9 protein-coding genes are annotated in these 14,606 nt (G+C 68.7%); all 9 read right to left on the bottom strand.

From position 1 onward, the window contains the following. Positions 1–196 precede the first annotated feature (196 nt). The gene (gene tuf / locus OEB99_RS14725; protein WP_263578032.1) at positions 197–1,387 is read right to left on the bottom strand and encodes an elongation factor Tu; all 1,191 of its coding nucleotides are present in this window, start codon (positions 1,385–1,387) and stop codon (positions 197–199) included. Between the two features lie 114 nt (positions 1,388–1,501). Then, positions 1,502–3,604, bottom strand: coding sequence for an elongation factor G (gene fusA / locus OEB99_RS14730; RefSeq protein ID WP_263578033.1), 2,103 nt, complete (start codon positions 3,602–3,604; stop codon positions 1,502–1,504). Positions 3,605–3,637: 33 nt separating this feature from the next. Next, positions 3,638–4,108: a 30S ribosomal protein S7 gene (rpsG, locus tag OEB99_RS14735; protein WP_263578034.1), complete on the bottom strand. Its 471-nt coding sequence runs from the start codon at positions 4,106–4,108 to the stop codon at positions 3,638–3,640. Beyond that, a complete protein-coding gene (gene rpsL / locus OEB99_RS14740) occupies positions 4,108–4,482 on the bottom strand; it encodes a 30S ribosomal protein S12 (protein WP_263578035.1) in 375 nt (124 codons plus the stop codon). Before rpsL ends, rpsG begins: the two co-directional genes overlap by 1 nt. Before the next feature lie 377 nt (positions 4,483–4,859). Continuing rightward, positions 4,860–5,714, bottom strand: a complete 855-nt coding sequence (locus tag OEB99_RS14745) for a hypothetical protein (protein WP_263578036.1) — start codon at positions 5,712–5,714, stop codon at positions 4,860–4,862. Positions 5,715–5,838: 124 nt separating this feature from the next. After that, positions 5,839–9,717 carry a DNA-directed RNA polymerase subunit beta' gene (locus OEB99_RS14750; RefSeq protein WP_263578037.1) on the bottom strand — a complete coding sequence of 1,293 codons (3,879 nt, stop codon included), beginning with the start codon at positions 9,715–9,717 and terminating at the stop codon, positions 5,839–5,841. Between the two features lie 92 nt (positions 9,718–9,809). After that, positions 9,810–13,304, bottom strand: coding sequence for a DNA-directed RNA polymerase subunit beta (rpoB, locus tag OEB99_RS14755; protein WP_263578038.1), 3,495 nt, complete (start codon positions 13,302–13,304; stop codon positions 9,810–9,812). Positions 13,305–13,617: 313 nt separating this feature from the next. Next, entirely contained in the window at positions 13,618–14,010 is a 393-nt protein-coding gene (gene rplL, locus OEB99_RS14760; RefSeq protein ID WP_263578039.1) for a 50S ribosomal protein L7/L12, read from the bottom strand. A gap of 63 nt (positions 14,011–14,073) precedes the next feature. Beyond that, on the bottom strand, positions 14,074–14,604 hold the full coding sequence (gene rplJ, locus OEB99_RS14765; protein ID WP_263578040.1) for a 50S ribosomal protein L10: 531 nt from the start codon (positions 14,602–14,604) through the stop codon (positions 14,074–14,076). Positions 14,605–14,606: the final 2 nt, after the last annotated feature.

Consider the following 14,606-nt stretch of genomic DNA (forward strand, 5'->3'; position numbering starts at 1 on the left):
TCTCCCGCGCCGCGCACCGCGCCCTGCCGTCTGACGGCAGTTCACAGCGCACCCGGCGCCGGGCAACCTGACTAGTGTGCCAGATGCCGACCCGATCTGGCCAATCGGTCGACCCCGAGGGGCCGTCGAGCTCGTCCCACCGCGTCGGCAGCGGCAGGGCGAGGGCCCGGGCGCGATGCCCGGGCCCTCGACCGGCTCACTTGAGGATCTTGATGACCTTGCCGGAGCCGACGGTCCGGCCACCCTCACGGATGGCGAAGCCGAGGCCCTCCTCCATGGCGATCGGCTGGATGAGCTCGACCGTCATCTCGGTGTTGTCGCCGGGCATGACCATCTCGGTGCCCTCGGGCAGCGTGATGACGCCGGTGACGTCGGTCGTCCGGAAGTAGAACTGCGGACGGTAGTTCGAGTAGAACGGGTTGTGGCGGCCGCCCTCGTCCTTGGCCAGGACGTAGACCTGGGCCTCGAAGTCGGTGTGCGGGGTGATGGTGCCCGGCTTGGCGACGACCTGACCGCGCTCCACCTCCTCACGCTTGATGCCGCGGAGCAGCAGACCGCAGTTCTCGCCGGCCCACGCCTCGTCCATCGACTTGTGGAACATCTCGATGCCGGTGACCGTGGTCTTCTGCGGCGCGCGGATGCCGAGGATCTCGACCTCGGAGTTGATCGCGAGCTTCCCACGGTCGACCTTGCCGGTCACGACGGTGCCGCGGCCGGTGATCGTGAAGACGTCCTCGATCGGCATCAGGAACGGCTTGTCCATGTCGCGGACCGGGTCCGGGATCGCGTTGTCCACGGCCTCCAGCAGCTCCTCGACGGACTTGACCCACTCCGGGTCGCCCTCGAGCGCCTTGAGGCCGGACACGCGGACGACCGGGCAGTCGTCGCCGTCGAAGCCCTGCGACGACAGCAGCTCGCGGACCTCCATCTCGACGAGCTCGAGGATCTCCTCGTCGTCGACCATGTCGGCCTTGTTCAGCGCCACGAGCAGGTAGGGCACGCCGACCTGACGGGCGAGCAGCACGTGCTCACGAGTCTGGGCCATCGGGCCGTCGGTCGCCGCGACCACGAGGATCGCGCCGTCCATCTGCGCGGCACCGGTGATCATGTTCTTGATGTAGTCGGCGTGACCCGGCGCGTCGACGTGGGCGTAGTGCCGCTTGTCGGTCTCGTACTCGACGTGCGCGATGTTGATCGTGATACCGCGCTGCTTCTCCTCCGGCGCCTTGTCGATCTCGTCGAACGGCGTGAAGGGGTTCAGGTCGGGGTACTTGTCGTGCAGCACCTTCGAGATGGCAGCGGTCAGCGTCGTCTTGCCGTGGTCGACGTGACCGATGGTCCCGATGTTCACGTGCGGCTTGGTCCGCTCGAACTTGGCCTTAGCCACTGTTGTCCTCCTCGGACTGGGTAGTTGTGCCGAACGATGCAGGTGCCAGGTGACGCCTGCGGGGCGTTGCGGTCGCTACAGGTTGATGGATGTGTTGATGACCGACCTGTGGGACTACTCGCCCCGGGTCTTCTTGATGATCTCCTCCGCCACGTTCTTGGGAACCTCGGCGTAGGAGTCGAACTGCATGGAGTACACCGCGCGACCCTGGGTCTTCGACCGCAGGTCACCGACGTACCCGAACATCTCCGACAGCGGGACGTGCGCGCGGATGACCTTCACGCCCGTCGCGTCCTCCATGGACTGGATCATGCCGCGGCGGGAGTTCAGGTCGCCGATGACATCGCCCATGTAGTCCTCGGGCGTGCGCACCTCGACGGCCATGATCGGCTCGAGGAGCACCGGGTCGGCGCGCTTGACGGCCTCCTTGAGGACCATCGAGCCGGCGATCTTGAACGCCATCTCGGAGGAGTCGACGTCGTGCGACTGACCGTCCACGAGGGTGGCCTTCACGCCGACCAGCGGGAAGCCGGCCAGCACGCCGAGCTCCATGGCCGACTGCACGCCCTGGTCCACGCTGGGGATGTACTCGCGCGGGACGCGGCCACCGGTGACGGCGTTGACGAACTCGTAGAGCTCGCCCTCGGCCGAGTCCAGCGGCTCGAAGGTCATCTGCACCTTCGCGTACTGGCCGGAACCACCGGTCTGCTTCTTGTGCGTGTAGTCGATCTTCTCGACCTTGCGGCGGATGGTCTCGCGGTAGGCGACCTGCGGCTTGCCGACGTTCGCCTCGACCTTGAACTCGCGCTTCATCCGGTCGACCAGGATGTCCAGGTGGAGCTCGCCCATACCGCCGATGACGGTCTGGCCGGTCTCCTCGTCGAGCTTGACCCGGAACGTCGGGTCCTCCTCGGCGAGCTTCTGGATCGCGATGGAGAGCTTCTCCTGGTCGCCCTTCGTCTTGGGCTCGATCGCCACGTCGATGACCGGCTCGGGGAACGTCATCGACTCCAGGACGACCTGCGCGTTCGGGTCGCACAGGGTGTCACCGGTGGTGGTGTCCTTGAGCCCGATGAACGCGTAGATGTGGCCGGCGCTGGCCTCCTCGACCGGGTTCTCCTTGTTGGAGTGCATCTGGAACATCTTCCCGATGCGCTCCTTCTTGCCCTTGGTCGAGTTGATGACCTGGTTGCCGGTGGCCACCTTGCCCGAGTAGACGCGGACGTAGGTGAGCTTGCCGAAGAAGGGGTGCGCGGCGACCTTGAACGCCAGGGCCGAGAACGGCTCGGTGGCGTCCGGGTGGCGCTCGATGTGCTCGGACTCGTGGCCGGGCTTGTGGCCCAGCACGGCAGGCACGTCGAGCGGCGCCGGCAGGTAGTCGATCACGGCGTCGAGCATGGGCTGCACGCCCTTGTTCTTGAACGCCGAGCCGCACAGCACCGGGTAGATCTCGCCGGCGATCGTCAGCTTCCGGATCGCGCCCTTGATCTCGTCCTCGGTCAGCTCCTCGCCGCCGAGGTACTTCTCGAGCAGCTCCTCGTCCGACTCGGCGACGGTCTCGAGCAGCGCCTGACGGTACTCCTCGACCTTGTCGACGAGGTCCGCGGGGATCTCCTCGATGGTGTAGTCCTCGCCCTTCTGGACGTCACCGCGCCAGGTCAGCGCGCGGCGGTAGATCAGGTCGACGACACCGATGAAGTCGCTCTCCGCGCCGATCGGCAGCTGCAGGACCAGGGGCTTGGCCTTGAGCCGGTTGATGATCGTGTCGACGGTGTAGTAGAAGTCCGCGCCGAGCTTGTCCATCTTGTTGACGAAGCAGATCCGCGGGACGTTGTACTTGTCCGCCTGACGCCACACGGTCTCCGACTGGGGCTCCACGCCCTCCTTGCCGTCGAACACCGCGACCGCGCCGTCGAGCACGCGCAGCGAGCGCTCCACCTCGACGGTGAAGTCGACGTGACCGGGCGTGTCGATGATGTTGATCTGGTTCTTCTGCCAGAAGCAGGTCGTCGCGGCGGACGTGATCGTGATGCCGCGCTCCTGCTCCTGCTCCATCCAGTCCATCGTGGCAGCGCCGTCGTGGACCTCACCGATCTTGTAGTTGATCCCGGTGTAGAACAGGATCCGCTCGGTGGTGGTCGTCTTGCCGGCATCGATGTGGGCCATGATGCCGATGTTGCGGACCTTCGTGAGGTCGGTGAGCACGTCAAGTGCCACGGTTGTGGGCCCTTCCTGGGTCGCCCGCCGGGATTACCAGCGGTAGTGCGCGAAGGCCTTGTTCGACTCGGCCATCTTGTGCATGTCCTCGCGGCGCTTGACGGACGCACCGAGCCCGTTCGAGGCGTCGAGGATCTCGTTCATGAGCCGCTCGGTCATGGTCTTCTCGCGGCGAGCGCGCGAGAAGTCGACCAGCCAGCGCAGGGCCAGCGTGGTCTGGCGCGTGGCGCGCACCTCGACCGGCACCTGGTAGGTCGCACCACCGACGCGGCGGGAGCGGACCTCGAGCGACGGGCGGACGTTGTCCAGCGCGCGCTTGAGCACGGTCACCGGGTCCTGGCCGGTCTTCTCCCGCACGCCCTCGAGCGCGCCGTAGACGATGGCCTCGGCGACGGACTTCTTGCCGTCCAGCAGGACCTTGTTGATCAGCTGGGTGACGATCGGCGACCCGTAGACGGGGTCGGTGATGAGCGGCCGCTTCGGGGCCGGGCCCTTGCGAGGCATCAGCTCTTCTCCTTCTTGGCGCCGTACCGGCTGCGGGCCTGCTGGCGGTTCTTGACGCCCTGGGTGTCCAGCGCGCCGCGGATGATCTTGTAGCGAACACCCGGCAGGTCCTTCACACGGCCGCCGCGCACGAGCACGATCGAGTGCTCCTGCAGGTTGTGGCCGACACCCGGGATGTACGCCGTGACCTCGATCCCGGTGGAGAGCTTCACACGCGCCACCTTGCGCAGCGCCGAGTTCGGCTTCTTCGGGGTCGTGGTGTAGACGCGGGTGCACACACCGCGCCGCTGCGGGCTCCCCTTGAGGGCCGGCGTCTTGGACGAGTTCGGCTTGGAAGCCCGTCCCTTGCGCACGAGCTGCTGGATCGTGGGCACTGCGTCTCCGTCTTCTTGGCTTTGAACGTTGTCCTCGGGCCGGGCGCTTCCCGGACCTCGGCCGTGCCGGCCGATCCGACCCCCGCACCCGGGCGTGTCGGGCCACCTGAGCGCGATCCTGCCCGCCATTCTTGTCGAGGCGGTAGGACCGCGCGGTGGTGGACCGGCCACCCGGCCCCGTCACCGCGCCCCATGGCCTTGAGGCCGGGGCACCGCTCTGAAGCGCGCGCGAGAGCCCGACGACGCGGGCACAGGGGCCCACGATACCGACTGCCCCCGAGAACCGTCAAAGCGGGCCGGGCACCGGCACCGGTCCGGGGGACCTTGGCGCCTCACCGGTGGTGGCATCCCCGCTCAGCGTGCGGGGAGGGACCGGCTCACGCGCGCGAGCCGCGGTCCTGCGCCTCCGCGACCAGACTCGCGTACTCCTTGGCCGTGGTCGGTTCGAGCGTGCCGCTGGAGACGTCCGAGAGGTACGACTGCAGGCTCCACACGTACCACCGGCCGTCGTACTCGAGGAGCAGCGCACCACCCCTCCGGGTGCCGGCCGGCGTCCGGTAGAGCACGGCTGCGTCCTGGTAGTCGTCGGCCCCGTAGATCGCCGCCATCTCGGCCGCGTACTGCGCCCAGGCGCCACCTGCCGCGCCCAGCAGGTCGACCCGCTCGACCTGCAGCCCCGCCAGCTCGGTCGGATCGAGGTCGGCGGCGAGCTCTGCCGCCGTGAGATCCGCACCGACGTCGGTCGCCAGCCAGACGTCGCGCTCGGGAGCCGTGAGCTGCCAGACGACCTGCCGCAGCTGCAGGGCGACCTGCCCTTGCCGCAGGCCGGTGTCGATCGCCCGGTACCCCTCGTCCTCGGCCGGGAGCCAGCCGACAGGTGTGACACCGCGCAGGCGCTCGGCCTCCGCCTCGAACGAGTAGCCCTCGACGATCGGGCCGACCGCGAAGGCCTCGGCCGCGCCCGCCAGGTCGCCTGCCGCGACGGTCTCCGCGACCTGCCGGATCGCCTCCTCGGGCGTGGCGAAGCCGGCCGAGGTCGAGCTCGAGGCACCGCTCGACCCACGTGGCCACACCGCCACGAGCCCCACGACGGCCACGACGGCCACGAGAGCCGCGACTGCCGCGATCACCCAGGGCAGGCGCGGCCCGGGTCGCCCGGGCGCCACGGTCTCGTGGGAGGCCGTGCCCGGCGCGCCTTGTGGCGCGGCGTGCTCGACGCTCGGTCCGGTCATCGGGTGCCCCCTTCGTCAGGCCGCGGTCACGTTAGCAGCGGCGGACGGCACGGAGCGGGACCACCGGGACGTGACGAGGGGCCCGCACCGTTGCGGTGCGGGCCCCTCGTCGGGTCGGCCTCGATCAGCGAAGGTCGCCGAAGTCGATGTCGTCGAGCGGGATCGCCTCGCCGCTGCCCATGCCGAGCGGCGGGAAGTCGATCTCGTCGTAGCCGAAGCTCGGGTAGAGCTCGGCCTTGGCCTCCTCGGTGGGCTCGACCGCGATGTTGCGGTACCGGGGAAGACCGGTACCCGCGGGGATGAGCTTGCCGATGATGACGTTCTCCTTGAGGCCCAGCAGCGGGTCGCTGCGACCGCTCATGGCCGCCTCGGTGAGCACCCGGGTGGTCTCCTGGAAGGAGGCCGCCGACAGCCACGAGTCGGTCGCGAGCGAGGCCTTGGTGATGCCCATCAGCTCCGGACGGCCCGAGGCCGGCTGGCCGCCCTCGGCGATCGCCTTGCGGTTCGCGTCCTCGAACCGGCCACGCTCGGCCAGCTCGCCCGGCAGCAGGTCGGTGTCACCCGAGTCGAGCACGGTCACGCGCCGCAGCATCTGCCGCACGATGACCTCGATGTGCTTGTCGTGGATGTCCACACCCTGCGACCGGTAGGTCTCCTGGACCTCGTCCACCAGGTGCTTCTGGGTGGCACGCGGGCCGAGGATGCGCAGCACCTTCTTCGGGTCCACCGCACCCTGCACCAGCAGCTGGCCGACCTCGACGTGGTCGCCGTCCTCGATCAGCACGCGCGAGCGCTTGGTCAGCGGGTACGCCACCTCGTCGGTGCCGTCGTCCGGGGTCAGGACGATGCGACGGGTGCGCTCGTCCTCCTCGATCGCGACCCGACCGGAGTACTCCGCGATGGTGCCCTCACCCTTCGGGGTGCGGGCCTCGAAGAGCTCCTGGACACGCGGCAGACCCTGGGTGATGTCGTCGGCCGACGCCACACCACCGGTGTGGAAGGTACGCATCGTCAGCTGCGTGCCCGGCTCACCGATGGACTGCGCCGCGATGATGCCGACCGCCTCGCCGATGTCCACCAGCTTGCCGGTGGCCAGCGAACGGCCGTAGCACTTGGCGCAGGTGCCCACGCGCGACTCGCAGGTGAGCACCGACCGGACCTTGATGTCGGTCACGCCGGCCGCGACGGCCGCGTCGATCAGCAGGTCGCCCGCGTCGTCACCGGCCCGCGCCACGATCGTGCCGTCGTCGCCGACCAGGTCGGTGGCGAGGGTCCGCGCGTAGACGCTGGTCTCGACCTTCTCGTGACGAACCGTCGTGCCGTCCGGGAGCACCGTGGCGATCGGCAGGGTCAGACCCCGCTCGGTGCCGCAGTCCTCCTCACGGATGATGACGTCCTGCGAGACGTCCACCAGACGACGCGTGAGGTAACCCGAGTCGGCGGTCCGCAGCGCGGTGTCCGCCAGACCCTTGCGGGCGCCGTGCGTCGCGATGAAGTACTCCAGGACCGACAGGCCCTCGCGGTAGTTCGACTTGATCGGGCGAGGCATGATCTCGCCCTTCGGGTTGGCGACCAGGCCACGCATGCCCGCGATCTGGCGGACCTGCATCCAGTTGCCTCGCGCGCCCGAGCCGACCATCCGGTACAGCGTGTTGCGGGCCGGGAAGTTGGCCTGCATCGCCTTGGCGACGTCGTCGGTGGCCTGGGTCCAGATCTCGATGAGCTCCTGGCGGCGCTCGTCGTCGGTGATCAGACCCTTGTCGAACTGACCCTGGATCTTCGCAGCGCGGGCCTCGTACTCCTCGAGGATCGACTGCTTCGACGGCGGGATCGGCACGTCGGAGATCGCGATGGTGACACCCGAGCGGGTGGCCCACCGGTAGCCGGCGTCCTTGAGCGCGTCCAGGCTCGCGGCGACCTCGACCTTCGGGTACCGCTCGGCGAGGTCGTTGACGATGCCGGAGAGCTTCTTCTTGTCGACCGGGCGGTTCACGTACGGGTAGTCGACCGGCAGGAGCTCGTTGAACAGCGCGCGACCCAGCGTGGTCTTGACCATCGCCGCGTCGCCCGGCTCCCACTCCTCCGGCAGGCCGAAGTCGCCGTCACCGGGCACCAGGTCGCTCATCCGCAGGGTCACCTCGGCGTTGAGGTCGAGGGTGCCCTGGTCGAACGCCATCATCGCCTCGGCCACCGAGCCGAACGCCCGACCCTCGCCGACCGCCTCGGGGCGGTCGGTGGTGAGGTGGAACAGACCGATGATCATGTCCTGCGAGGGCATGGTCACCGGGCGGCCGTCGGACGGCTTGAGGATGTTGTTGCTCGACAGCATGAGGATGCGGGCCTCGGCCTGCGCCTCCGCCGACAGCGGCAGGTGGACGGCCATCTGGTCGCCGTCGAAGTCCGCGTTGAACGCGCCGCAGACCAGCGGGTGCAGGTGGATGGCCTTGCCCTCCACGAGAACCGGCTCGAAGGCCTGGATGCCGAGGCGGTGCAGGGTCGGTGCACGGTTCAGCAGCACCGGGTGCTCGGTGATGACCTCCTCGAGCACGTCCCACACCTGCGGGCGGGCCCGCTCGACCATCCGCTTGGCCGACTTGATGTTCTGCGCGTGGTTGAGGTCCACCAGGCGCTTCATCACGAACGGCTTGAAGAGCTCGAGCGCCATCTGCTTGGGCAGGCCGCACTGGTGCAGCTTCAGCTCCGGGCCCACCACGATGACCGAACGGCCCGAGTAGTCCACGCGCTTGCCGAGCAGGTTCTGGCGGAACCGGCCCTGCTTGCCCTTGAGCATGTCGGAGATCGACTTCAGCGGCCGGTTGCCCGGGCCGGTGACCGGACGACCGCGGCGGCCGTTGTCGAACAGCGCGTCGACGGCCTCCTGGAGCATCCGCTTCTCGTTGTTGACGATGATCTCCGGCGCACCGAGGTCGAGCAGGCGCTTGAGCCGGTTGTTCCGGTTGATCACTCGGCGGTACAGGTCGTTCAGGTCCGACGTGGCGAACCGGCCACCGTCGAGCTGGACCATCGGGCGCAGGTCCGGCGGGATCACCGGGACGGCGTCGAGGACCATCGCCTGCGGCGAGTTCGACGTGGTCAGGAACGCGTTGACCACCTTGAGGCGCTTGAGCGCACGGGTCTTGCGCTGGCCACGGCCGGTGCGGATGACCTCGCGCAGCGACTCGGCCTCGGCGTCGAGGTCGAAGGTCTCCAGGCGCTTCTGGATCGCCGCGGCGCCCATCGAGCCCTTGAAGTAGTTGCCGTACCGGTCGCCCATCTGCCGGTAGAGCAGCTCGTCGCCCTCGAGGTCGGCGACCTTGAGGTTCTTGAAGCGGTCCCAGACCTGCTCGAGCCGGTCGATCTCGGCGTCCGCACGCTTGCGGATCGAGGCCATCTCGCGCTCGGCCGAGTCCCGCACCTTGCGGCGCGCGTCGGCCTTGGCACCCTCGGCCTCGAGCTCGGCGAGGTCGGACTCGAGCACCTGCGCACGGGCGTCGATGTCGACGTCGCGGCGCTTGGCGATCTCCTGCTTCTCCAGGTCGATCTCGTGCTGGAGGTTCGGCAGGTCCTCGGTCCGGCCCTCCTCGTCGACCTCGGTGATCATGTAGGCCGCGAAGTAGATGACCTTCTCCAGGTCCTTCGGGGCCAGGTCGAGCAGGTAGCCCAGGCGCGAGGGCACACCCTTGAAGAACCAGATGTGCGTCACCGGGGCGGCGAGCTCGATGTGGCCCATCCGCTCACGGCGCACCTTCGAGCGGGTGACCTCCACGCCGCACCGCTCGCAGACGATCCCCTTGAAGCGCACGCGCTTGTACTTGCCGCAGTAGCACTCCCAGTCCCGGGTGGGACCGAAGATCTTCTCGCAGAAGAGACCGTCCTTCTCCGGCTTGAGGGTGCGGTAGTTGATGGTCTCGGGCTTCTTGACCTCGCCGTGCGACCACGCGCGGATGTCCTCCGCGGTGGCCAGGCCGATACGCAGCTCGTCGAAGACGTTGACGTCGAGCAAGGTGTCCTACTTCCTTCGTCTGAAGTTCACGCAGTCTGTGTCCTGCGGTCACGCGCGCGACCGCGGATGGAACCGAAACGGCTCCGACGAGCTCAGATCTCCTCGATGCTCGAGGCGTTCGGGCGGCGGGACAGGTCGATGCCCAGCTCCTCCGCGGCCCGGTACACCTCGTCGTCGTTCTCCTTCATGTCGATGGAGACGCCGTCCGCGGACAGCACCTCGACGTTCAGGCAGAGCGACTGCATCTCCTTGAGGAGCACCTTGAAGGACTCCGGGATGCCCGAGTCGGGGATGTTCTCGCCCTTGACGATCGCCTCGTACACCTTGACGCGACCAGGCACGTCGTCCGACTTGATGGTGAGCAGCTCCTGCAGCGTGTAGGCGGCGCCGTACGCCTCCAGGGCCCACACCTCCATCTCGCCGAACCGCTGACCGCCGAACTGCGCCTTACCACCGAGCGGCTGCTGGGTGATCATCGAGTACGGACCCGTCGACCGTGCGTGGATCTTGTCGTCGACCAGGTGGTGCAGCTTGAGGATGTACATGTAGCCGACCGCGATCGGCTCCGGGAACGGCTCACCCGAGCGGCCGTCGAACAGCACGGCCTTGCCGTTCTCGTTGACCATCCGCTCGCCGTCACGGTTGGGCGTCACGTGCTCGAGGAGCCCGGTGAGGACGTCCTCGGAGACACCGTCGAACACCGGCGTGGCGACCGGGGTGCCGGGCTCGCTGGCGAGGGCCTCGGCCGGCACCTTCTTGAGCCACTCAGCGGTCTTCTTCAGCTCGGTGATGTCCCAGCCCTGCTTGGCGATCCAGCCGAGGTGGACCTCGAGCACCTGCCCGACGTTCATCCGGCCGGGCACGCCGAGCGGGTTGAGCACGACGTCGACCGCGGTGCCGTCGGCGAGGAACGGCATGTCCTCGACCGGCAGGATCTTCGAGATGACGCCCTTGTTGCCGTGCCGGCCGGCGAGCTTGTCGCCGTCGGTGATCTTGCGGCGCTGGGCGATGTAGACGCGGACCAGCTCGTTCACGCCGGCGGGCAGCTCGTCGCCGTCCTCACGGTTGAACGTGCGGACCTCGATCACGGTGCCGGACTCGCCGTGCGGCACCTTGAGCGAGGTGTCCCGGACCTCGCGGGCCTTCTCGCCGAAGATCGCGCGCAGCAGGCGCTCCTCCGGGGTCAGCTCGGTCTCACCCTTGGGGGTCACCTTGCCGACCAGGATGTCGCCCGCGGAGACCTCCGCGCCGATCCGCACGATGCCGCGCTCGTCCAGGTCCGCCAGGACCTCCTCGGAGACGTTCGGGATGTCCCGGGTGATCTCCTCGGGGCCGAGCTTCGTGTCGCGCGCGTCGACCTCGTGCTCCTCGATGTGGATCGAGGAGAGCACGTCGTCCTGCACCAGGCGCTGGCTCAGGATGATCGCGTCCTCGTAGTTGTAGCCCTCCCACGACATGAACGCGACGAGCAGGTTGCGGCCGAGCGCGAGCTCGCCCTCGTCGGTGGCCGGGCCGTCGGCGAGCGCGGTGCCCACCTCGACCCGCATGCCCTCGTCGACCAGGACGCGCTGGTTGTAGCAGGTGCCCTGGTTGGAGCGGCGGAACTTCTGCAGCCGGTAGCTGCTCTGCGTCGCGTCGTCGTTGGCGACGGTGATCAGGTCGGCGGACACCTCGGTGACCACACCGGCCTTCGCGGCCACGACCACGTCACCGGCGTCCACCGCGGCCCGGCGCTCCATGCCGGTACCGACCAGCGGGGCCTCCGAGCGCACCAGCGGCACGGCCTGGCGCTGCATGTTCGCGCCCATCAGCGCGCGGTTCGCGTCGTCGTGCTCGAGGAACGGGATCATCGCGGTCGCGACGGACACCATCTGCCGCGGCGAGACGTCCATGTAGTCCACCGCGTTCGGCGGCACGAGCTCGACCTCGCCACCCTTGACGCGCACCAGCACCGCGTCCTCGACGAACCGGCCGTCGCCGTGCACCGGGGCGTTGGCCTGGGCGATGACGTGACGGTCCTCGTCGTCGGCGGTGAGGTAGTGCACCTCGTCGGTGACCCGGCCGTCGGTGACCTTCCGGTACGGCGTCTCGACGAAGCCGAACGGGTTGATCCGGCCGTAGGTGGCCAGCGAGCCGATCAGGCCGATGTTCGGACCCTCAGGGGTCTCGATCGGGCACATCCGGCCGTAGTGCGAGGGGTGCACGTCGCGGACGTCCATGCCGGCGCGGTCGCGGGACAGACCGCCCGGGCCGAGCGCCGAGAGGCGGCGCTTGTGGGTCAGACCCGCGAGCGGGTTGTTCTGGTCCATGAACTGCGACAGCTGCGAGGTCCCGAAGAACTCGCGGATGCTCGCCACGACCGGGCGGATGTTGATCAGGGTCTGCGGCGTGATCGCCTCGACGTCCTGGGTGGTCATCCGCTCACGGACCACGCGCTCCATGCGGGACAGGCCGGTGCGGACCTGGTTCTGGATCAGCTCGCCGACCGCCCGGATGCGACGGTTGCCGAAGTGGTCGATGTCGTCGGTCTCGACGCGGACGTCCACCGTCTCGCCGGCGCGCATGCCCGGCAGGGTCGTGACGTCGGCGTGCAGCGCGGCCAGGTACTTGATGGTCGCGACGACGTCCGCCACCGAGAGCACCGAGTCGCTCAGCGGCGCGTCGATGCCGAGCTTCTTGTCGATCTTGTAGCGACCGACCTTCGCCAGGTCGTAGCGCTTGGCGTTGAAGTAGAAGTTGTCCAGCAGCGCGCGGCCGGCGTCGATCGTCGGCGGCTCGCCCGGGCGGATCTTGCGGTAGATGTCGAGCAGCGCCTCGTCCTGGGTCTGGACGTGGTCCTTCTCGAGGGTCTCCAGGACCGCCGGGAACTGGGCGAACTCCTCGCGGATCTCGGACTCGGTCAGGCCGAGCGCCTTGAGGAAGACCGTGACGGACTGCTTGCGCTTGCGGTCCACGCGCACGCCGACCGCGTCGCGCTTGTCGATCTCGAACTCGAGCCACGCGCCGCGGCTCGGGATGATCTTGGCGGTGAAGACGTCCTTGTCGGAGGTCTTGTCCGGGGTGCGCTCGAAGTAGACACCGGGCGAACGGACGAGCTGCGAGACGACCACGCGCTCGGTGCCGTTGATGATGAACGTGCCCCGCTCGGTCATCAGCGGGAACTCGCCCATGAAGACCGTCTGGCTCTTGATCTCACCGGTCGTGTAGTTGACGAACTCGGCGGTCACGAACAGCGGCGCGGCGAAGGTGAAGTCCTTCTCCTTGCACTCGTCCGCGGTGTACTTCGGCGGCTCGAAGCGGTGGTCGCGGAAGGACAGCGACATGCTGCCGCCGAAGTCCTCGATGGGCGAGATCTCCTCGAAGATCTCCTCCAGCCCGGAGGTCTCGGGGACGTCGCCACGACCGGTGGCCTTGGCCTGCGCGACGCGCTCCTGCCAGACGGCGTTGCCCAGCAGCCAGTCGAAGCTCTCGGTCTGCAGGCCGAGCAGATCGGGGACCTCGAGCGGTTCGTGAATCTTGGCGAAGGAGATGCGGCGAGCGCGATTCGCAGTGTCGTTCGGTGCAGAAGGGGTGCGCGAGGCAGCCAAGAGGGGTCCTTCCCTGCGGTCGAGGTACTGCGCATGGCCCGGAAGGCGCAACCCCCCGGCCGTCGAGCTGCTGCTCGCCGATCCAGGGCACGGCGATAGAAGACTCGGGTTATACGGGGTCGCGGACACAGGTCAGCGCAAAGCGCTAGCATACTCGGCTTGGTCAAGATGTCCAAACCGTGACCTGCGATCAGTGCCCGGATGGCCGTCCGATCCGCTACCCTCTGCGCCCGCACGCGGCGAGGCCCGCACCCGGACGGGTGCGGGCCGCGCGCGGCGGGGCGCCGCGGGGCGCCCGGCGCGCGGCGGGACGTCACTTGACCGTGACGGTGGCGCCGGCGCCCTCGAGGGCAGCCTTCGCCTTGTCCGCGGCCTCCTTGTTGACGGCCTCCAGGACCGCCTTCGGGGCGCCGTCGACCAGGTCCTTGGCCTCCTTCAGGCCCAGGCTGGTGAGCGCGCGCACCTCCTTGATGACCTGGATCTTCTTGTCGCCGGCGGCCTCGAGGACGACGTCGAACTCCGTCTTCTCCTCCTCCTCCTCGGCGGCGGCGGCACCGCCGGCGGCCGGGGCGGCGACCGCGACGGCGGCCGGGGCGGCAGCGGTGACCTCGAAGGTGTCCTCGAAGGCCTTCACGAACTCGGAGAGCTCGATGAGGGTGAGCTCCTTGAACGCGTCGATCAGCTCGGCGGTGGTGAGCTTCGCCATGGGGTTGTCCTTCCTAGTGCCCTGCTCGCGCGAGCAGGTGGGGTTGGGGTGCGGAGGGGCGGCTCAGGCCGCCGTCTCCTCGGTCGCCCGCTTGTCGCGCAGGGCATCGATGGTGCGCACGGCCTGGGAGGCCGGCGCGGTGAACAGGTAGGCAGCCTGGTAGAGCTTGGCCTTCATGGCCCCGGCCGCCTTGGCCAGCAGGACCTCACGGGACTCGAGGTCCGCGAGCTTGGTGACGTCGTCCGCGGACAGGGGCTTGCCGTCGAGGACGCCCCCCTTGACCACGAGCTGGTGGTGAGCCTTGGCGAAGTCACGCAGTCCCTTCGCGACGGCGACGGCGTCGCCGTCGACGAAGGCGATCGCCGTCGGACCCTTGAGCTGGTCATCGAGACCCTCGATGCCGGCGTCCCTGGCCGCGATCGCGGAGAGCGTATTCTTCACCACGGCGTAGGTGGCGTTACCGCGCAGCGCCGTCCGCAGCTCCTTGAGCTGCGTCACGGTGAGCCCGCGGTACTCGGTCAGCACGACGGCGCTGGACCCACGGAACTTCTCCGTGAGCTCGGCGACGGCGGCCGCCTTGTCCGGCCTCGCCATGG

This window comes from Actinotalea endophytica, assembly GCF_025717005.1.
GTDB lineage: Bacteria > Actinomycetota > Actinomycetes > Actinomycetales > Cellulomonadaceae > Actinotalea.

Bases quoted from the DNA above. Each gene is read 5' to 3' on its own strand.
- OEB99_RS14745 (WP_263578036.1), bottom strand. From the start codon at position 5,714: ATGACCGGACCGAGCGTCGAGCACGCCGCGCCACAAGGCGCGCCGGGC.
- rplJ (WP_263578040.1), bottom strand. From the start codon at position 14,604: ATGGCGAGGCCGGACAAGGCGGCCGCCGTCGCCGAGCTCACGGAGAAG.
- rplL (WP_263578039.1), bottom strand. From the start codon at position 14,010: ATGGCGAAGCTCACCACCGCCGAGCTGATCGACGCGTTCAAGGAGCTC.
- rpsG (WP_263578034.1), bottom strand. From the start codon at position 4,108: ATGCCTCGCAAGGGCCCGGCCCCGAAGCGGCCGCTCATCACCGACCCC.